The following is a 20,032-nucleotide window of genomic DNA, read 5'->3' on the forward strand; positions in this document are numbered from 1 at the left end:
TCAGTTGGAGGGTGGGACGCGCAGCGGCGTCAGAAGGGGAAAGCCACCCCGGCGACCGGATCGGGACACCGGGCGTGGCGAGAGGCGCTCAGCCATGGTCGGGCTCCTGCGCGGGGGCGGGATCGGTGGGCGTCACCGGCGGCCAGGTCAGGCGTTCGGAGGCAGGCGCCGCGGGGCGCTGGATCTTCTCCATCAGCCGTCCGAGATGCGGGGCCTCGACCCTGTCGAGGCGGCCCGAGCGGTCCTTGGCCGGATAGCCCCAGGGGTTCAGCGTCTGGCAGACGAATGCCCGCTGCGGCTGGCCGCCGGGGTCCGGGATGTCGGCCATGGTGATGACCTGATCGACGATCCCCGGCAGTTCGAGCCCTGTCTTCGAGCCGTCGATCTGCGGCTGGAAGACCTTGCGATTGAAGTCGTCGAGCCGCTCGTCAAGGATGCCCACGAACCAGACATGCTTGCCGCGCGTGTGCTGCAGGTGGGTCAGCCACCCGATCATCTCGCGGCCGTGCAGACCGTAGGCGCCACGGATGTCGGGCTTGCCGGTCTTCTCGGAGAACGCCTCGGGCTGGCCACGGCACCACTGGAAGCAGAGCCGCCCGGCCACGGTGATCGAGTCGATGAAGACGGTCTCGTATTTGCCGATCACCGCCGGATCGCCGTAACGCCCGCAGACTTCGTCGAAATGCGCCTTGCTGTAAGGCTGGTCCTCGCGCAGCGCCGGGTTCGGCCCGCCGATGAACACCGCGAAATCGCGGCATTCCTTCCAGGTGCGGGGCCGGAGAGTGTCGATCTCCAGCCCCTCGACCGCCAGATCCCCGGCCTCGAGGTCGAGGAAGAGCGTGGTGGAGGCGTTCAGCGTCCAGAGCAGGCTGGTCTTGCCGATGCCGGACCGGCCGAAGATGACGCCCTTGATGCCCTTGCGTTGCGCCAGCCGTTCGTCGGCTCCGATGATGGGAAGGGCCATCACTGGCCCTCCTTCTTCATCACCGCCGTGGCGGCGCGATCTGCGCCGACGCNCCCCGCCTCGCGAGCGAGCTTGTAGAGGCGCTTAAGCGCGTCGGCGCGGCGGTAGGCGGCCGTGCTCTCGCGCTCCGCTTCCACGATGGCGAAGGCGATCTCGTCCACGGTCGCCTCGAGGACCGGCAGCGGGGCGCGCGGCTCGTCACCGGGGCGCTGCGGCAGGGAAATGGTTTCGGGGAGGTCTTCGAGGGCGTAGCTCGCGGCGCGAAGACGGGTGATGTCGTCCGGCTGGTCCGGCATGGCTTTTCTCCGTGAGATGAGGTGATCGAGGAGGCGCATCACGCGGCCTCGCGGACGTCGGGCGCGGGCTCGGCGACGTAGATCGCCAAGAGCGGCGTCCCGTCGGCATGGGCGCCGGCGTCCTCGATCTGATAGTTGCGGTTGGGCTCGCAGACCTCGGTCAGCTCCCAGCGGCGATAGAGCCCCGGGAGACGCCTGAAATCCTCGAGCGACAGATCGGCAGTGCGGTTCATGCGTGTCTGCTTTCGGTTGGAGGGAAGGCGCTCGGGGCGCTCGAATGGGAAAAGCCACCAGCGGGACCGGATCGGGACATCGGGTCAGGGGATTTCCTCGAGGGCGTCGTGCAGTCGGCGCATCGCGCGCTGGTACCGCTTGCGGGCGGCGGCCTCGGTCAGACCGAGTTCGACGGCGACCTCGGCCGGGGAGAAGCCTTCGATCGCCACGCGGATCACCAGCAGGGCGTCGTCGCCGAGCAGCTTCCGCACCGCGCCATTCAGCCGTGCGTACCCCGTCTCGCCGATCCCGCTGTCGCCGCTGTCCGCCACCTCGTCGGGGTCGGCGCCGCTGGCGAGATGTTCGCGCGCCGTGTCGCGCTGGCGCACGCGGATCATGTCGCGCTCGACATTTCGCAGGACCGTGGCCGCGATCCAGTTGACGCGCCCGAGGTCGAGGCCGCGGACCGCCTCGGTGGTGCGCGCCAGAATGTCTGACGCAACCTCGTCGGCGGTGCCGATCCTGCGCCAGATCGACCGGCGCCGGATGGCGTCGAGGCCGGGCCAGAGCGCCAGCAACAGCAGCGTCAGGGCGCAGTCGGACGCGGACCCGTTGCCCTGCGCCGCCTTCACCAGCGCGGCGAGGATCAGGTTCTTCCGGGCCGGATCGCCGGTCGTGCGATGCAGCCCGTCCAGCAGGGCCGCCGGATCCCGGAACGGTGTGAGGGCAGCCTGCGCACGCCGGACGGCGTCGAAGCTGCGCTGGAAGTGAAGGTTCGTGGATGATTGCATGAGGTGATCACGGATCTCGTGCCACGCGAAGGACATCGGACGCCTGCCTTGCGGCCAGGCGTCCGGCGCCTTCTCGTGGCCAGGTCAGGACGTCGCGCGTCTCTGCGATTTCAGGGGGTTGGGTGAATGCGCGCGTCAGCGCGCGGGTGCGGTCGCGTTGTTCAGCGAGCCGCAGCCGCGGCAGGTGGCCTGCACCGGGAAGCCCACGAGATACTCGTGCCCCCGCGCGAAGCGCAGGTGCATGCGGCCGTCCAGGCAGAGGCCGAGCAGCTTGTCACAGCGCGTGCAGCGCCATTCCGAGTTGTGGGTGGTGGGCTTGGTCTTCGCTGCGCCGGACCAGCTCGTCTGGGCTGCCTGGCGCGAGGGGAAGGGAGTCGGCATGGAAGTGCTCCTCTGATGTGGAGCCCTTCCAATAATCAGCGGTTTGTTAGACCGTCCCGCCCGAAACCCTAGATGAACTCTAGATCACGCGGTGTCGGTCGCCTCGCCGAGACGCCAATAGCGATTGCTCGAGCCGTGCCGGATGTAAGTCGGATGCGCCTTCGCCCATGCGCCGGAAGAGAACAGCTGTCTGGGATTGTCAGACCCCATCCCGTCCATCAGGACCTTGGTCAGCCGCTGGCCTGTGCCATCGGTCGCCGCTTCAACAAGGCTTTCGAAGAGTTGGATCTGGCCCGCGCCATCAAGCGTTAGCGGATCGAGACCCGGGATGATGAGCGTCGCAGAGCGAGGCGTGTGTCGTACAACTTGGGCGACTTGCGCGGAGGACGCTAGCGTTCGGTTCGCCTCGAATCGCCGAGCCATTTCCTCCTGGTCCAGATCGCCGAGGCTTCCGTCCTGAAGCAACAGGTCGCGTAGCGCGATCACGACGTTCGGCCCGAGGAATCGTGGTGGATCATTGGACACGGCGAGTACGAGACCAGGACCCGCCGTATGTCGCGACCGAAGCGCATTCTCGACATTCTCGCGGGCTTTCAGATCGGCAAGGCGGCGCGCCAGGTAAAGCGGGACCTTTCGCTCACCCAGTGCAATCGGCCCAAGCGAGACGAGGAACTCGTTGATGGTTTCGATGTTCCTGATGCCGAGAGAGCCAGCTATCGCCTTGAGGATGGTTTCGGCGAGCCATGCTTGATCGATCCCGTACTCGATCGCATTGGTGTCGAGACGCAATCCGTCCGCCTCCCCAAAGGAACCGGTTTGTCGAACCGTCCCCGGCTCCGGACCCGTTTCCTGCTCAACTTCGACAACCTCATCGTCATCCTCGGCGAGCCCAATCACCTGCCGCCCTTTGCGGGCAATCAATCTCGCACTCACCAAGCGGGCTGGATCGACGCCCGCGGAGTTGAAGAACGCACCTGCAACAGTGTCGCCGGGCAGGTCGTACAGCGACAGAAGAAAGCCGAACCACTGCGCCCGTTCCTGATCGGTGAGCGTCCGCAGGTTCTGCGTAAGACCCCAGTGTTCGAGCAGTCGGAACCCAAGGTCCCGAAGGAACGGATCGCGCATGCTCTGCACGTCCGAACTGCTGCCATTCGAGATCGAGACCCGGAAGGTTCCCTTCTTGCCGTCTGATCGACGGGTGTAACCAATTGCGATGGCGATTTTTGTGAAGCCGAAACTCCGGATCAGGGCGGCTGAATTGGCGACGTATTTCCGGACAACGTCCTCCATCGTGTCTTCTATGGTCACCTTGATGTTCAGCCGCCGGCCCCACGAGCCGAGGCGCACCTCGGCCTCGACTACCGCCGCCAGCGTAATCTCGACATCGTCGAAATCTGGGCGATCCAGATCGAAGGAGGACCTGAAGCGTTCGAGGTTAAACTCTCGGCGGGTCAGCGGCTTGGCCGAAGGCGGGCGCCCTAGAACGACCTCCGCGAAGACTTTCGAGGTTTTTTCGCGAACCTCGCCGCTGGCAGATGCGACCTCGATTTTCTTCAGCTTGGGCGTGTAGATCAGGACAGCCTCGTGTGATGGCCTGTAGTAGTGGACGGTCCAGCCCCCTTCCTCGCGATGATTGTCGATACTTGACAGGGGCCCGGGATGGCGCAGGGCGACCATGAAGGACGGCGGGTAGTTGGCGGTCTCGGGCAATTCGAGGACGGACGCGGTGACCTTGCCCTTCAGTCCCAGAGCTTCCTGAACAGCGTCACAGAGCTTCTCGTCAGGGATTCCCTCTGCGTCGGCAACAGAAGCGTGGTCGAAGTCCACCTCGCAGCATGTGTAGTACGTCCGCCGTTCTCGATAGCGCCGCGCGGCATAGAAGCTCTGGGCGTCGTGAAAGTGCATCGGGAAGACCGTGCGCATCCAGATGCTCTTGCACAGAAGGTCAGGCTGGGACTCATAATGGTCGTAGTCGACATTCTGCAGCCGTTGCCCCGCAACCGTGTCGAGTGAGGTCGCTCCCTTGTCCTGGCCCATGTCGAGCAGAGCGCCAGCGATGCCCTCAAGTAGCCCGATGATTTCCTTGTCCTCCGAACGCAGGTACGCACTCAGCGCGGCCTTGCCTTGATCATCGGTCGTGCCATCAATGATTTCCGGCGGAGCGAGAAGAGTGTCGTCGGGCCGTTTGAAGCTGGCGAGAAACTGCCGGACCAGCGCAGCTGGGGCGCCCTGAAGGATACTCCCGAGGTTCGGTCCGAATTCGCTCTTCCTCCGCGCCATGAACTCACCTCAATGAACAACTGCTCTCGATTGATTCAACCCACGATAATCATGGACATATCCGTGATCGGCAACCCCTGATGTTCTCTCCCTGTTCGCATTTCTGCATTCCGTTCTTCTGAGATGTCCCGTCCCGGGCGGCCGGGTGGCTTTTGATCGGTAACAGCACCACCGATCACGGCTACCAAGACATGAAACGCCCTAATCCTCTCCCGCCGGACCAGATGACGCCCGCAGAACGCCGCGCCGAGCTGTGCAGGCTGCTGGCGCTCGGGCTGGTTCGGCTTCGGATGCGGGGGGCGGGCGAAGTATCTAACGATACTGGAGAAAGCACTCTACACTATCCGCCCGACCAATGCCGTCATGCAACTCCAACTCACCGGAGAAATGCATGAACAAGCCCGATCCCATCCCCGCGCGCCTCGCCGCGCTCAAGACCATGCCGACGCCTGACCTGAAAAAGCAGTGGCGCGATCTGTTCGACTGCGAACCGCCACCCTTCAATCGCCGCTACCTCGAAAGCCGGCTGGCCTATCGCATCCAGGAACTCGCCTATGGCGGGTTGAAGCCCGAGACGATCCGGCGGCTGGAGCGGCTGGGCGAGGAACTGGACGGCGGCGACAGGAAGAAGCGTGGCATGCGCGCCGACCGTGACCGCCCGATCACCGGCACGCGGCTGCTGCGCGAATGGCAGGGTGTCGAGCAGGTCGTCACCGTCACCGCCGACGGCTTCGAGTGGCAGGGCCGCCCCTACAAGTCGCTGTCAGCCATCGCCCGCGCCATCACCGGCACCCGCTGGAACGGGTGGACCTTCTTCGGGCTCAAGAACCACAGGGGGCGGACATGACGAAACCGCCCGAGAAATCCAAGGTCGTCCGCAAGCTGCGGTGCGCCGTCTACACCCGCAAATCCTCCGAGGAAGGGCTGGAACAGGAGTTCAACTCGCTCCACGCGCAGCGGGAGGCTTGCGAGGCATACATCGCCAGCCAGCGGTCCGAGGGTTGGGTGCTTGTCCGCGATCAGTATGACGACGGCGGTATCTCCGGCGGCACGTTGGAGCGCCCCGGTCTGCAGCGGCTGATCGTAGACATCGAGGACGGGCTGGTCGACGTGGTGGTGGTCTACAAGATCGACCGCCTCAGCCGCTCGCTCGCCGACTTCGCCAAGCTGGTCGAGGTGTTCGATCGGAATGGCGTGACCTTCGTCTCGGTGACCCAGTCCTTCAACACGACCACGTCGATGGGGCGGCTGACGCTGAACATCCTGCTGTCCTTCGCCCAGTTCGAGCGCGAGGTGACGGCCGAGCGCATCCGCGACAAGGTCGCGGCCAGCCGGAAGAAGGGGATGTGGATGGGCGGGGTGCCACCCCACGGTTACCGCGTCGAGAACCGGAAGCTGGTGGTCGACGAAGACGCCACCGCGCATGTGCGCTGGATCTTCGACCGCTTCCTCGAGATCGGGTCCTGCACGGAGCTGGCGCGAGAGGTAGGCGTACGTGGCATCCGAACCCCGCGCGGCAACCGGATCGACAAGAAATACATCTATCGGATGCTCAGCAACCGCGCCTACATCGGCGAGGCGGTCCACAAGGGCGACAGCTATCCCGGCGAGCACGACGCCATCATCGACGGCGACACGTGGGGCAAGGTCCACGCCATCCTGCAGGAAAGCCCGCGCAAGCGCGCCGCCCGCACGCGCGCCGACACGCCCGCGCTGCTGAAGGGGCTGCTGTTCGGGCCGGACGGCGCGGCCTTCTCGCCGACGCACACCCGGAAGGGCGACAAGCTATACCGCTACTATGTCAGCCAGACGGTGCTGAAGCATGGCGCCGGGTCGTGCCCGGTCGGCCGCGTGCCCGCGGGCGAGATCGAGGCCGCTGTCATTGACCAGCTGCGCGCCGTGTTCCGCCAGCCGGAGATTGTTGCGGGGACCTGGAAGGCGGCGCGTGCCCACGCCGACGACATCTCCGAGGCCGACGCACGGACAGCGCTTCAGCAGCTCGACCCGCTGTGGGACGAACTCTTCCCCGCTGAGCAGGCGCGCATTGTCACGCTGCTGGTCGAGCGCGTCGATATCGGCACGAACGGGCTCAACTTCCGGCTTCGGATGGACGGCCTCGGAGGGCTCGCGCGCGAGATGCTGTCTGGCAGCATCGGAGCAGCGGCATGACCCGCGCGACGGCGGTCCCTGAGACGGTCACAATCCACGTGCCATTCCGCATCGTGAAGCGCGGCGGGCGCAAGGAGATGCAGGTGCCCACCGAGACCCGCGCTCATCATCATCCCGACGATGCCTTGATCAAGGCGCTGGCGCGCGCCTTCCGATGGAAGCGTATGCTGGAGTCGGGTGAGTTCGCCACCATCGCCGAACTTGCCGCCCGTGAGGCCATCCCGTCGACGTACGTGGCGCGCGTCTTTCGGCTGACGCTGCTTGCCCCGGAATTGATCGAGGCCATCCTCGATGGGCGCCAGCCGAGAGCCCTGACGCTTCCGACGTTGATGAAACCGTTTCCGATGGAGTGGAAGGAGCAGCGGCCGGTCCGGTAGGCTCAGCTGCCTTGACCGCGCGCACCCGCTCTGTTTCTCTTTGACGCCGGGGGATACGACCTCCGATGCCATTAGAATATCAACAGAAATCCATGGTGATCATCGAAGCCCCGCGATAAACCGAGGATTGAAAAAGCAAGTAAGGTCAATCCCGGAATGAATCTGCAGGCTCACGATCAGCTCAAAAACCACATCTGGGAAATCGCGAACCGCCTGCGCGGTCCTTATCGTCCGCCCCAGTATCGGCTCGTCATGCTGCCGATGGTCGTCCTTCGACGGCTCGACAGTGTCCTTGAGCCGACGAAAGACGCTGTGCTCAAGGAGTACGACAAGCTCACCGCGCAGAACATGCCTGAGAGCGCGATGGAGCGGCTGCTTGGCCGCGCCGCTGATCCTACCCGACAGCATCCTCTGTATAACACCAGCCCCTTCACGTTCAGGCGTCTACTTGGCGACGCCGAGAACATCGCGCCCAACCTCGTCGCCTACATCAACGGCTTCTCGCCTACGGCGCGCAGCATCTTTGAGCGGTTCAAGTTCACCGACCAGATCGAGAAGCTCGATGCCAGCAATAGGTTGTTCACCATCGTGAAGGCGATGGCCGACGTCGACCTGCACCCGGATCGCATCGACAACCTGCAGATGGGCTACCTGTTCGAACACCTGGTGATGCGCTTCAACGAGCAGGCCAACGAGGAGGCCGGCGACCACTTCACCCCGCGCGAAGTCATTCGGCTGATGGCGAACTTGATCTACACCGGCGAGCAGGACGTCTACACGCCTGGCATATACCGGACCATCTATGACCCCGCCTGCGGCACGGGCGGGATGCTATCCGAGTCCGAAAAATTCATCCTCGCGCAGAACGAGAGCGCCAATCTCGCGCTCTTCGGGCAGGAGTACAACGACGAGTCCTGGGCGATCTGCTGCTCGGACATGCTGATCAAGGACGAGGAGACCAGCAACATCGTCCTCGGCGACACGCTCGGCGATGGCAAGACCCGCGACGGTTTCGAGGGAGAGCGTTTTCACTATCTGCTGGCGAACCCGCCCTTCGGCGTGGAGTGGAAGGATCAGAAATCCGTCGTTGAGGCGGAGCATGCGCTGCACGGCTTCTCCGGCCGCTTCGGCGCGGGTCTGCCCGCGATCAACGATGGCTCGTTCCTGTTCCTCCAGCACATGATGTCGAAGATGCACCCGGCACCCCAGGACGGGGGCGAAGGGTCAAAGATCGCCATCGTGTTCAACGGCTCGCCGCTCTTCTCAGGCGACGCCGGGTCCGGGCCATCGAATATCCGCCGCTGGATCATCGAGAACGACCTTCTCGACGCCATCGTCGCGCTCCCCGACCAGCTTTTCTACAACACCGGCATCTTCACCTACGTCTGGCTCGTCACCAACCGCAAAGCGCCCGAGCGGCGCGGCAACGTGCAGCTGATCGACGGGACGCGGTTCTTCGAGCGGATGAAGAAGAGCCTCAACAACAAGCGCAACGAGATCACCGAGGACCAGATCCGACACCTTACCCGCATCTATGGCGCGTATCGCGACGGCGAGACCGCGGAGGTCGTCATTGATCAGAAGACCGGCGAGACCGAGACACGCACCGTGTCGCGCATCTTCGAGAACCGGGAGTTCGGATTTCTCAAGGTGACGGTGGAGCGACCACTGCGGATGAGCTTCGAAGCTTCGCTGGATCGGCTGGCCAAGCTCGACGACCAGACCCCCTTTGCCAACCTTGCCACATCGAAGAAACGCAAGGACGAGGCCGCGGCGGCGCGCGAGATCGCGGAAGGCCAGAAGCAGCAGGAGGCGATCCGCGCGGCTCTCGCCACGCTCGAGGGCCGGGGTCGCTACATGGACCGCGCGGTGTTCGACGCCGATCTGACTGCGGCCGCTAGGAGGGTCGGCGTGAAGATCGCCGCCCCTGTAAAGAAGGCGATCTTCGCCGCCTTGGGCGAGCGCGACCCGGATGCCGAAATCTGCCGTGACGCCAAGGGGCGGCCTGAACCCGACAGCGAATTGCGCGACACCGAAAACATCCCGCTGCCCGAGGGCACTGCGCTTCCGTTGCCGATGCAGTTCGGGCCGGACAAGCCCAACGACCGGCTGGTGGCGGCATTCCGTAGCACGATCGAGGACTACATGGCGCGCGAGGTTCTGCCGCATGTGCCGGATGCCTGGGTGGATTTCGACAAGACCAAGGTCGGCTACGAGATCCCGATCAACCGGCATTTCTATGTCTACAAGCCGCCACGCCCGCTGGACGAGATCGAGGCCGACATCACCGGGCTGGAAGGCGAGATCGCCGGGCTGCTTAAGGGCTTGGTCGCATGAGTTACTTCGCCCGCAGCAATGAACTGCCGGAATGGGCGGCGCATGTCCCGGATGGTTGGGGAAGAAACTGGCTGAAATGGTCAGTCGATCTCTCAACAAAACGTCCGACAGAAGCGGAACAAGAGGCGCTTCCGTACATCTCGAATGAGGATATTGCGTCGTGGACCGGGAAGCTTCTGATTGAGGAGCCGAAACCGGCCGAGGCGGATAGTCGAGTATTCCAGAAAGACGATGTTCTTTTCAACAAACTTCGCCCGTATCTTGCAAAGGTCTATCACGCAACATTCGATGGCGCGAGTTCAGGTGAGTTGTTGTGCCTTCGGCCGTCCGAGGCTGTTGAACCGCGTTTCCTGTTTTATGTGCTGGTATCCAAAGGCTTCATCGACACGATCAACTCGGAAACCTTTGGGTCAAAGATGCCTCGCGCGGATTGGGAGACGGTCGGCCACCAGCCGCTGCCCCTCCCGGCACTCGAAACCCAGCGACAGATCGCACGATTTCTGGATGAGAAGACCGCGCAGATCGACGGACTGATCGAGAAGAAGCGCGCGCTTCTGGATCAGCTGGCCGAGAAGCGCCAGGCCCTCATGACCCGCGCCGTTACGAAGGGCCTCGATCCCGCCGCCCCGATGAAGCCCTCCGGCATCGACTGGCTCGGCGACATCCCCGCGCATTGGGAGGTGCTGCCCGTCAAGAGAGTCGCAAAACTTGAAAGCGGGCATACACCTGATAAGAAAATCGAGGCTTATTGGGAAGACTGCGAGATACCGTGGGTTTCCCTAAATGACACCGCGATCCTACGAGAGGCGGATTACATTTCTGACACCACATTCAAGATCAACGAGCTAGGGCTGGCAAATTCGTCAGCTCGGCTGCTTCCTGCGAGGGCTGTAGTTTTCACTCGCGACGCCACGATCGGGGAAAGCGCCATAACGACGCGACCGATGGCTGTATCTCAACACATCATCGCGTGGTTGTGCCATGAGGACCGCGTCATTCCTGAGTACTTGCTTTTCACAATATACGGGATGACTGGTGAGTTGTTGCGGCTAACCAACGGCTCGACAATAGGCACAATAGGACTTGGAGACGTAAAATCCATTCGAATGGCACTCCCTCCTCTGGACGAGCAGAAAGCGATCATTGCCGCGATTATCGATGCAAAGGATAAGTTGGATGAGGTGGTGCGGTTGGTGCGGCGATCCTCTGACCAACTTTCGGAATACCGAGCAGCGCTCATTACCGCCGCTGTCACCGGAAAGCTCACGGAGCTGCAATGACTCTGGCGGCCGGTACCTATTTCGAGCATCTGAAGGCGTATGTGAACAGCGACTACGTCATGCACGACGGAGCTGGGGGAAAGGTCTTGCTGACGGAGAAGTACTTTCGCCCCGAGGACGTGAAACCTCAGGAGCGCAAGATCGAGCTTCTGCTCCCAGGACCCGGTATGGCGTTCAAGCTGGACCATGATGATTTCGACACGGCGAAGAAGAAGAGCAAACCGGCGCTGTTCCACTTCCTCGACGATACGGCAAAGCCGTGGTCCAGGCGCTGCGATTTCGTGATCTTCTACGTCAACGGCCGCGCCTTCCATGCCGACTGCATCGAGTTCAAATCGAAGAGCCTGACAGCCGAAAAGATCGTCCCGCAACTCAGGGCCGGAATGTGTTGGGTCACCAGCCTGAAACGCACGATCGATCACTACACCGGCGACAATCGCAGAATCCGTCTGCGCAAGTTCGTCTTCGCCGAGAACGAGAACCCTGGCGCATATCTCGACCCCAACCGGCAGCTCAACGCCGATCCTTCCATTCGATACTACCACTTTGACGAGGTGAACGGTCAGCCCCTGGCCGACCTGCAGAACACTTCTGTGCAGGAGATTTGAGCCATGTCCGGCCATACCGAGCGAGATTTTGAAACCGCGATCGAGGCTGGACTCACGGGGGGCGGCGGCTACGCCACGCGCCAGCCAGGGTCCTATGACGAGGCGCTGGCGCTCTTTCCCGAGGACGTGACCGGATTTCTCAAGGACAGCCAGCCAACACGCTGGGGCCAGCTCGAGGCGCTGCTCGGTGAGAAAACCGAAGCGACAGCGCTCGACAGCCTGGCTAAGGAGCTTGAACTCAAGGGCACGCTCCATGTCCTGCGCCACGGGTTCAAGTGCTATGGCAAGACGTTCCGCATGGCGTTCTTCCGACCGAACTCGGGCATGAACCCAGATGCGGCCGCGCTGTATGGTACGAACCGGCTGACCATAACCCGGCAGGTCGCCTTCGCCTCGGTCCTGAAGCGTGCAGACGGCAAGAACCGGCGCTGCATCATCGACGTGACGCTCAGCCTCAACGGCCTCCCGGTGGCGACGGCGGAGCTCAAGAACCCGATGACCGGCCAACGGGCGGCCGACGCCATACGACAATACGCGGAGGAACGGGACGAACGCGATCTGCTGTTCGCCTTCAAGAAGCGCGCGCTCGTGCATTTTGCGGTGGATCCGGACGAGGTGTGGATGACCACGCGGCTGAAGGGACGCGAGACGGTCTTCCTGCCCTTCAACCGTGGCCACGACCACGGGGCCGGCAATCCGCCCGTGGCAGGAAACTGGAAGACGCATTTCCTGTGGGACGAGGTGCTACAGGCCGACAGCCTGATCGATATCCTCCAGCGCTTCATGCACCTCGAAGTCAAGGAAAGGCAGGTCAAGACCGACAAGGGCGTCCGCACTATCCGCAAGGAAACGATGATTTTCCCGCGGTATCACCAGCTCGACGCCGTGCGAAAGCTCATCGCACATGCCGGCGCTCATGGGTCTGGCAGGAATTATCTGATCCAGCACTCGGCGGGGTCGGGGAAGTCGAACTCGATAGCCTGGCTGGCCCACCGGTTGGCGAGCCTGCACGACGCCAATGACGAGAAGGTGTTTCACTCGGTCGTCGTCGTCACCGACCGGCGCGTGCTCGATCAGCAATTGCAGAACACGATCTACCAGTTCGAGCACAAGACGGGCGTCGTCGAGAAGATCGAGGAAAACACTCAGCAGCTTGCCCGGGCACTGTCGGCCGGGACGCCCATCGTCATCACGACGATCCAGAAGTTTCCCTTCATCTCGCAGGCGCTCTCAACGCTGGAGAGCAAGGGTACTGGCGTGAAGATCGACACGGCGGGCAAGCGGTTCGCAGTGATCGTGGACGAGGCGCATTCTTCGCAAAGCGGCGAGACGGCCATGGCGCTTAAGGGCATGCTGAACAAGGACGGCATCGAGGCTGCGATCGCCGCGCAATTGTCCGAGGAAGAAGACGAAGACCTGTCCGAGGACGCCAAGGCAGCGATGCTGCGCGACTCCCTGAAGCGGGCACGCCAGCCGAACCTCAGCTTCTTCGCCTTCACCGCAACGCCGAAGTTCAAGACCAAGACCCTCTTCGACGAGCCGGGACCAACTGGCACGTCGCCGTTCCACGAGTACACGATGAGGCAAGCCATCGAAGAAGGCTTCATCATGGACGTGTTGCAGAACTACACGACCTACAAGCGCTTCTTCGGTCTGATCAAGCAGGTCGAGAACGATCCTGATGTGCCGCGCAAGAAAGCGGCGAAGGCACTGACGCGGTATCTGGAGCTGCACCCGGTCAACATCGAGCAGGTCGTCTCCGTCATCGTGGAGCATTTCCGTCTCTACGTGATGCACGAGCTCGGCGGTCGCGCGAAGGCCATGGTCGTGACAGGCTCGCGCCTTGCCGCAGTGAAATACAAGCTGGCCTTCGACCGCTATATCAAGGCGCACGGCTACGATGGCATCCGCTCGCTCGTCGCCTTTTCCGGCACCGTGGAAGATCCGGAGGACCCGGGATCGGCCTACACCGAAGTGTCGATGAACGATGGCCTCGCGGAAAGCGAGTTGCCCGAGACCTTCGAGCGTGACGACTACCGCGTGCTCTTGGTGGCGGAGAAGTATCAGACCGGATTCGATCAGCCCCTCCTGCAGACAATGTATGTCGTGAAGCGGCTCGCGGGCGTGCAGGCGGTGCAGACCCTCTCGCGCCTGAACCGGATGGCGCCGGGCAAGGCACGCACCTTCGTCCTCGACTTCGCGAACGAAGAAGATGACATCTACAAAGCCTTCAAGCCGTACTACGAGGTAACGCCGATTGGCGAAAACGCCGATCCGCACCGGCTCTCCGAGTTGCAGCACAAGCTCCTGGAATGGGCGATTTTCGCTCCCGACGATGTGAACGCTTTCGCCGAGGTCTGGTACCGACGCAAACGCGAGCACTCCGCTACTGATCACCGGCTGATGAACTCGGTACTGGACTCTGTTGTGCAGAGGTTCCTCGATAAGGAAGAGGCCGAGCAGGAGGAATTTCGCGGCCAACTCACAGCGTACCGGAACCTATACGCCTTCCTCTCGCAGATCATTCCGTATCAGGATAGCGATCTCGAGAAGCTCTATGCCTTTGTTCGCAACCTGATCTCGAAGCTGCCCCCGCCGGGTGACGGCCAAGCGTTCGCCTTGGACGACGAGATTGCACTGCGCTTCTTCCGGCTTCAGCAAATGACCGAAGGATCGATTGACCTGTCCGACGGCGAGGCCGACCCGCTCAAGGGACCAACGGACGTGGGCACGGCCCGAACGCCCGACGAAGAAGTGGCTCTCTCTAGCTTGATCGAGAAGCTTAACGAGCGCTTTGGTACCGATTTCACTGCGGCCGATCAGCTCTTCTTCGATCAGATACGCGTGAGCGCTGAACAGGACGAAAAGATCGTGGAAGCTGCGCGTGCGAACAACTTGGCAAATTTCTCGTCGTATCTTGAGCGGATGCTAGACGAGTTGTTCATCGACCGCATGGAGGGCAACGAGGAAATTTTCTCTCGTGTGATGACGGACAAGCAGTTCCGCGCCGCGGCGCACGAGCACCTCGCCAGTGAAATCTTCCGCCGGGCCCAGAAGACAGATCCTGTTGAGTGAACCGCTGAGGAGGTCGCCAGGCATTTGGATTTCAGGTGCGCTCGCAAGGCGAAAGGAAAACACAACTATCAAGCGGGTGCAGCTTGAAAAAATGGATGCGTTTCAGGGTGTTGGTGCTGTGCACCGGATGCGAAGCGGTTCACAGCCCCGGAGAATACCGCCCCTGAGAGAGCGCGTCCGGGCCTTCTGGCGCGACGGCCAGTGCTCAGCCCCACCCGCATAACCCTCTAAAACAACGGAAAAAACCCGCCACAGCCGGATCGGGAGAACGCTTTCGCGGGGGCAAGTGGCGGAGCGAGAGGGATTCGAACCCTCGAGACGGTCTCCCGCCTACACACTTTCCAGGCGTGCGCCTTCGACCACTCGGCCACCGCTCCGTGAGGCGGGTCTAGCCCGACGCACGGCGCGGTGCAAGGGGATCACAGCTTGGAAACGCGCTTTTGCAGTTCGGCAAGCTGGCGGCGGATCTCGGCCATGTCGCGCTCGTCTTCGGGGGTTGCGGGTCCGGCAGGCGGCGCGGGCGTGCCATCCTCGCGTTCGGGGCCCGAGGCACCACCGCGCCAGCCGCCCATCATCGCCTTGAGAAACATCTGCTGCTGGCGCTGCAGCGCGTCGAATCCCGGCATCGTGGCCATCGGATTGGGCATCGCCGCCATGTTCTCCATCAGCTTGGACTGTCCCTCGCGCAGCATCTCGAAGCTAGCGGCAAGGAACTGCGGGACGACCGATTGCGCGTTGGTCGTATAGCTGCGCACCAGGTCAGTCAGAACGTCCAGCGGCAGGACGCTCTCGCCCCGGCTTTCATGTTCGGCGATGATCTGCAGCAGATATTGGCGGGTCAGATCATCGCCCGACTTCAGGTCGATGATCTTGACCTCGCGGCCATCGCGGATGAAGCCCGCGATATCCTCCAGCGTGACATAGTCGCTGGTCTGCGTGTTGTAGAGGCGGCGGCTGGCATAACGCTTGATCAGCAGCGGCGCAGTCGATGCGGCCATCCTGGGTTCCTTGAATTCATCCTGGCCGCCATGATGAATTCTGCACCCGCAAAACGCAAAGGAAAAAGCCCCGGCGCGCAAATGCGAACAGGGGCGACCGAAGTCACCCCTGCCCCGTCGGTTCCAGTGATCAGGCGATCACTTGTCGGCGGTCGCCGTGGCGGCCTTCTTGACGGCGGTCTGGGTGTCGCGGGCGGCCTTTTCGGCCACCTTCTGCGCATCAGAGGCCATGTCCTTGCCGGCGGTCAGCATCAGGTCGACGGTGTCCATCTGGACCTTCTTGGCGACTTCGGCATAGGCAGCCATGTGCTCGGCGGCCATTTCGGCTGCGGCCGAGGCGAAATCGCTCATGGCCTTGGCGTATTCGGACGGGTCCTGCTTGACGGCAGCCAGCTCGCCCATGCGCGAGATCGAGTCCTTGGCCCAGCGGGCCGAGATCTCGGTCGAACGCTCGGCGGCGCTCAGCGCGACGCGGGCCAGCTTCTCGCCCATCATCGACTGCGACTTCATCGCGTCCTGCATCGAGCTGGTGTCGATGGGAAAGTTCGCCATCATGTCCTGCATCGTCTTGGTCATATCGGGGGTCTTTGCCATGTCGTTCACTCCTGTGATGCAGCGACCGAGAGACAGAGGGAACGGGTCGCTGCGATCCATTCCATGCCACCAATATGAATGCTGCACCGCAGCATTTCAAGTATTTTTTCTGCGGCGCGGCGAAAATCCGGCGGGTCGGCGCAAGCCCTTGGAAAGTCCCGTGCGCCAGCCCCGCTTCAGCCTGCGCGCTCGTGGACATAGCGGCCGGGGGCGGGATCAAGACCCGCTCCGGGGTCGCGGGCGGGCACCATCGGACCGGCCCGCTCGGCCAGCCATGCGCCCCAGGTCGGCCACCAGCTGGACTGCTGGAACGCCGCCGCGTCCTTCCAGTCCTGATGCGTGCCGCCAAAGCCGTGATCGCTGAGATAGTGGCCGTATTTCTGCCGCGTGGGCGGGTTCACGATGCCCGCCACATGCCCCGATTGCGACAGGATGAAGGTCTTGTCCTTCGATCCCATCTGCGCCACCCCGCGCCAGCAATCCTTCCAGGGTGCGATGTGGTCACCCTCGCAGGCGACAGAACACAGGGGCACCGTGACGTCGGACAGGTGCAGGCGGTGGCCCAGCAGATCGAACCCCTCCTCGGCAAAGGCGTTCTTCTGGCACAGGCCGCGCAGGTACTGTATCGCCATGCGTCCGGGCAGGTTCGTGCTGTCGCCGTTCCAGAACAGCAGATCGAAGGCCGGCGGCGTCTCTCCCATCATGTAGCTGCGGATGGCAGGGCCCCAGACCAGGTCGTTGGCGCGCAGGAAGCTCATGGTGCGCGACATCAGCTGTGCCCGCAGCAGGCCGTGGCGCTGGACCTCGGCCTCGATGCCGCCGACGAAATCGTCCTGCAGGAAGCTGGTGAATTCGCCCTGGTCGGAAAAATCCGTCAGCGTGGTCAGCAGCGTGGCCGAGTTCACGCGGCGATCGCCCTTCTGCTTCAGCAGCGCCAGAGTCAGCGACAGCGTGGTGCCCGCGATGCAATAGCCGACCGCGTTCAGCCGCGCCTGTCCCGTCAGGGCCTGCACCTGGTCCATCGCGTCCAGATAGGCCTGGACGTACTCCTCCATGCCGGTGTCGGACAGGCTGGCATCGGGGTTCTTCCAACTGACGACGAACAGCGTCTGACCCTGATCCACCAGCCAGCGGATCAGACTGTTCTGGGGCTTCAGGTCCAGAATGTAGAACTTGTTGATCCAGGGCGGAAAGATCACCAAGGGCAGCGCATGCGCCTTGGGCGTCGTGGGCGCGTACTGGATCAGCTCGAACAGTGGCGCGCGATAGACGACGGTGCCGGGCGCGGTGCCGATGTTCTCTCCGACCGTGAAGGCGCGGCGATCGGCCAGGGACACGATCATCTCTCCGCCATGCTGCTCGACATCGCGGACCAGGTTCTCCAGCCCCTTGACCAGGCTCTCGCCCTCGGTCTCGACGGCCTTCTCCAGCGCGTCGGGATTGGTCGCCAGAAAGTTGGTGGGCGCCATCATGTCGATGATCTGCGCGGTCATCCAGTGGACACGCTTGCGGGTCACATCGTCGGGCAGATCCAGCGTCGCCGTCGCATCCTTCAGCGCGCGCGCATTGGTCAGGTACTGCTTCTTGATCAGGTTGAAATAGGGGTGGGTCTGCCACAGCGGGTTGGCAAAGCGGCGATCGGCGGGGCTGTCATCCTCGGGGGCGGTCAGCTGCCCGTTGGCCAGCGCCTTCTGCGCGCGGGCATAGTTCGACAGGGTCTGACCCCAGAAGGTGACCTGCGTCTCGATCATCTTGGCGGGATGTTCCGCCAGCGTCTTCAGGAACGCGTTCGCGGCGGTCAGGTACAGCTCGGCGCCCGGCCCCTCGACGCCGGGATTGGGCAGGTTGCGATCGGCCAGCGCGGCCATCAGGCGGTGACCCAGGGTCTCGATCCGCTCGATGTTCTCAGCCAGCTTGTGGGCGGCGGGGGCGGGCTTGGGTGCCGCGACCTTAGCTTCGGCCTCGGGCGACGTGACCTCGACCTGGGGCGTCTCGATCTCGGGTTCGGCGGCCTCCACCTTGGCCTGGGGCGTCTTCACCTCGACCTCCGGGGTCTTGGCCTGGGGCTTGGGCTTCGCGCGCGCCTTTGCGGTTGTTGCCGGTTTCGCACGTGATTTGGCAACATTTTTACCCGTCTTGTCCGGCTGTCTTGCCATGATCCGTAATCCCCCCTACTCATACGGTCATGATATGCGCAGGGCAGGCAAGGCGTAAACCCGGCTTCTGACCCCGTTCCCGCCGCCCCGTCGCGCGCAGATCATGTGCCGCGGCGCAGCAATTGTGGGGTTACATGTCGGTCAAAGGTCTTCGCGGCATCGTGTCCTATGACGCGATGGAGACGATTCGGAACACGAACGAATGGATGGGCGCGACCGCCCGCGCGATCGGGGCCTATCCCGCCTTCGCGCTGGTCCCGCATCCCGCGTTCCGGATGCTGGGGGCCTGGGGCCGTGTCACCGAACGCAGCTTCGCACGCATGGTGATCAAGCCCGACTGGGAGATCCCCCCCATCGCTGGAGAGGACGGGCAGGACCACGTCGTCTATGTCGAGCCGGTCCTGCGCCGGGCCTTCGGCGACCTGATCCATTTCCGCGTCGCCCGTCGCGACCCCCTGCCCCGCAAGGTCCTGCTGGTCGCGCCGATGTCGGGTCACTATGCGACCCTGATGCGCTCGACCGTGCTGTCGCTTCTGAACGATTGCGAACTCTACGTGACCGATTGGCACAATGCCCGCGACATTCCGGTCAGCGAGGGCAAGTTCGACGTCGAAGATTATACCCGCTATCTGGTCGACTTCATTCGCCACCTAGGCCCCGACGTGAATGTCATCGCGGTGTGTCAGCCGGCGCCCCTGGCCCTGGTCGCGACCGCCATCCTGGCGGAGGAGGAGCCGGCTGCGCAGCCGCGCACCCTGACCCTGATCGGCGGCCCCGTCGACCCCGACGCCGCCGCGACCGAGGTCACCGATTTCGGCAACCGCATCACCATGGGTGAGCTGGAGCATCTGGCGATCCAGTCCGTGGGCTTCAAGTATCGCGGTGCCGGGCGCATGGTCTATCCCGGGCTGGCGCAGCTGTCGTCGTTCATCACCATGAACATGCAGACCCATACCCGCGCCTTCATCGAACAGATCTATGCCGAGGCGCGCGGCACCGCCAGCGAAGGCGACAAGCACAACAAGTTCTATGACGAATACCTGGCAGTCATGGACATGACGGCCGAATTCTACCTGTCGACCGTCGAACGCATCTTCAAGAACCTCGAGATCGCGCAGAACCGCTTCACCGTCGACGGCCGTCCCGTCGATATCGGAAAGATCACCGACGTCGCCGTGATGACGGTCGAGGGGGCGAATGACGACATCTCGGCGCCGGGCCAATGCGTCGCGGCGCTGGACCTGTGCACCGGTGTGCCCGACGCGAGGAAGGTTCAGCACCTGGAACCGGGCGCCGGCCATTACGGCATCTTTGCGGGCAAGTCGTGGCGCCTTAACATCCGCCCGCTGGTTCTTGACTTCATTGACGAAAACGCAGCCCTGCCGGACAGCGTCAAGCCGCGTCGCAAGCGTCGGGCAGGCGGCGCGGCCGCCGATTGCGGCGTCAACGATCCGGTCCATTCGGACAACGTCGCGGTGTGACGTCGGTCCCGCGGGACGGGGGAACCCGGTCC

At 63.2% G+C, this 20,032-nt stretch carries 16 protein-coding genes and 1 tRNA gene; 8 read left to right on the forward strand and 9 right to left on the reverse strand.

Features of this window, described 5'->3' with window-relative positions:
- Positions 1 to 88 precede the first annotated feature (88 nt).
- The 5 genes from GBO37_RS15090 to GBO37_RS15110 form a co-directional block, all read right to left on the reverse strand.
- The gene (locus GBO37_RS15090) at positions 89 to 964 is read right to left on the reverse strand and encodes an ATP-binding protein (protein WP_252929883.1); all 876 of its coding nucleotides are present in this window, start codon (positions 962 to 964) and stop codon (positions 89 to 91) included.
- Between the two features lie 334 nt (positions 965 to 1,298).
- Positions 1,299 to 1,493 (reverse strand): hypothetical protein, encoded by a 195-nt coding sequence (locus tag GBO37_RS15095; RefSeq protein WP_018303655.1) that lies wholly within the window; start codon positions 1,491 to 1,493, stop codon positions 1,299 to 1,301.
- Positions 1,494 to 1,577: 84 nt separating this feature from the next.
- On the reverse strand, positions 1,578 to 2,300 hold the full coding sequence (locus GBO37_RS15100; RefSeq protein WP_252929884.1) for an RNA polymerase sigma factor: 723 nt from the start codon (positions 2,298 to 2,300) through the stop codon (positions 1,578 to 1,580).
- Positions 2,301 to 2,399: 99 nt separating this feature from the next.
- Complete coding sequence (locus GBO37_RS15105) at positions 2,400 to 2,645, reverse strand: hypothetical protein (protein ID WP_252929885.1); 246 nt, start codon at positions 2,643 to 2,645, stop codon at positions 2,400 to 2,402.
- An 84-nt stretch (positions 2,646 to 2,729) separates the two neighbouring features.
- Positions 2,730 to 4,925, reverse strand: coding sequence for a hypothetical protein (locus GBO37_RS15110; protein ID WP_252929886.1), 2,196 nt, complete (start codon positions 4,923 to 4,925; stop codon positions 2,730 to 2,732).
- Between the two features lie 391 nt (positions 4,926 to 5,316).
- Here GBO37_RS15110 and GBO37_RS15115 point away from each other — a divergent pair, with 391 nt between their 5' ends.
- From GBO37_RS15115 to GBO37_RS15145, 7 genes are all read left to right on the forward strand, one after another.
- Complete coding sequence (locus GBO37_RS15115) at positions 5,317 to 5,772, forward strand: DUF2924 domain-containing protein (protein WP_252929887.1); 456 nt, start codon at positions 5,317 to 5,319, stop codon at positions 5,770 to 5,772.
- Entirely contained in the window at positions 5,769 to 7,094 is a 1,326-nt protein-coding gene (locus GBO37_RS15120) for a recombinase family protein (protein WP_252929888.1), read from the forward strand. The genes GBO37_RS15115 and GBO37_RS15120 overlap by 4 nt, the downstream gene beginning before the upstream one ends.
- A complete protein-coding gene (locus GBO37_RS15125) occupies positions 7,091 to 7,471 on the forward strand; it encodes a hypothetical protein (RefSeq protein ID WP_252929889.1) in 381 nt (126 codons plus the stop codon). The genes GBO37_RS15120 and GBO37_RS15125 overlap by 4 nt, the downstream gene beginning before the upstream one ends.
- Positions 7,472 to 7,627: 156 nt before the next feature.
- Positions 7,628 to 9,808: a class I SAM-dependent DNA methyltransferase gene (locus tag GBO37_RS15130; protein ID WP_252929890.1), complete on the forward strand. Its 2,181-nt coding sequence runs from the start codon at positions 7,628 to 7,630 to the stop codon at positions 9,806 to 9,808.
- The gene (locus tag GBO37_RS15135) at positions 9,805 to 11,088 is read left to right on the forward strand and encodes a restriction endonuclease subunit S (RefSeq protein WP_252929891.1); all 1,284 of its coding nucleotides are present in this window, start codon (positions 9,805 to 9,807) and stop codon (positions 11,086 to 11,088) included. Before GBO37_RS15130 ends, GBO37_RS15135 begins: the two co-directional genes overlap by 4 nt.
- On the forward strand, positions 11,085 to 11,696 hold the full coding sequence (locus GBO37_RS15140; RefSeq protein WP_252929892.1) for a hypothetical protein: 612 nt from the start codon (positions 11,085 to 11,087) through the stop codon (positions 11,694 to 11,696). The genes GBO37_RS15135 and GBO37_RS15140 overlap by 4 nt, the downstream gene beginning before the upstream one ends.
- Positions 11,697 to 11,699: 3 nt before the next feature.
- Complete coding sequence (locus GBO37_RS15145; protein WP_252929893.1) at positions 11,700 to 14,771, forward strand: type I restriction endonuclease subunit R; 3,072 nt, start codon at positions 11,700 to 11,702, stop codon at positions 14,769 to 14,771.
- A gap of 287 nt (positions 14,772 to 15,058) precedes the next feature.
- Here GBO37_RS15145 and GBO37_RS15150 read toward each other — a convergent pair.
- From GBO37_RS15150 to phaC, 4 genes are all read right to left on the reverse strand, one after another.
- Positions 15,059 to 15,148: transfer RNA gene (locus tag GBO37_RS15150), tRNA-Ser, on the reverse strand.
- Between the two features lie 42 nt (positions 15,149 to 15,190).
- Positions 15,191 to 15,769, reverse strand: a complete 579-nt coding sequence (gene phaR / locus GBO37_RS15155) for a polyhydroxyalkanoate synthesis repressor PhaR (protein WP_127898192.1) — start codon at positions 15,767 to 15,769, stop codon at positions 15,191 to 15,193.
- Between the two features lie 138 nt (positions 15,770 to 15,907).
- Positions 15,908 to 16,363 carry a hypothetical protein gene (locus GBO37_RS15160; RefSeq protein WP_045981193.1) on the reverse strand — a complete coding sequence of 152 codons (456 nt, stop codon included), beginning with the start codon at positions 16,361 to 16,363 and terminating at the stop codon, positions 15,908 to 15,910.
- A gap of 176 nt (positions 16,364 to 16,539) precedes the next feature.
- Positions 16,540 to 18,402: a class I poly(R)-hydroxyalkanoic acid synthase gene (gene phaC, locus GBO37_RS15165; protein WP_252929894.1), complete on the reverse strand. Its 1,863-nt coding sequence runs from the start codon at positions 18,400 to 18,402 to the stop codon at positions 16,540 to 16,542.
- A 251-nt stretch (positions 18,403 to 18,653) separates the two neighbouring features.
- Here phaC and phaZ point away from each other — a divergent pair, with 251 nt between their 5' ends.
- Positions 18,654 to 20,000, forward strand: coding sequence for a polyhydroxyalkanoate depolymerase (phaZ, locus tag GBO37_RS15170; RefSeq protein WP_127898190.1), 1,347 nt, complete (start codon positions 18,654 to 18,656; stop codon positions 19,998 to 20,000).
- The last annotated feature ends 32 nt before the right edge of the window (positions 20,001 to 20,032 follow it).

The sequence above is a fragment of the Paracoccus sp. 08 genome, from assembly GCF_024105395.1.
GTDB classification, from domain to species: Bacteria; Pseudomonadota; Alphaproteobacteria; order Rhodobacterales; family Rhodobacteraceae; genus Paracoccus; species Paracoccus marcusii.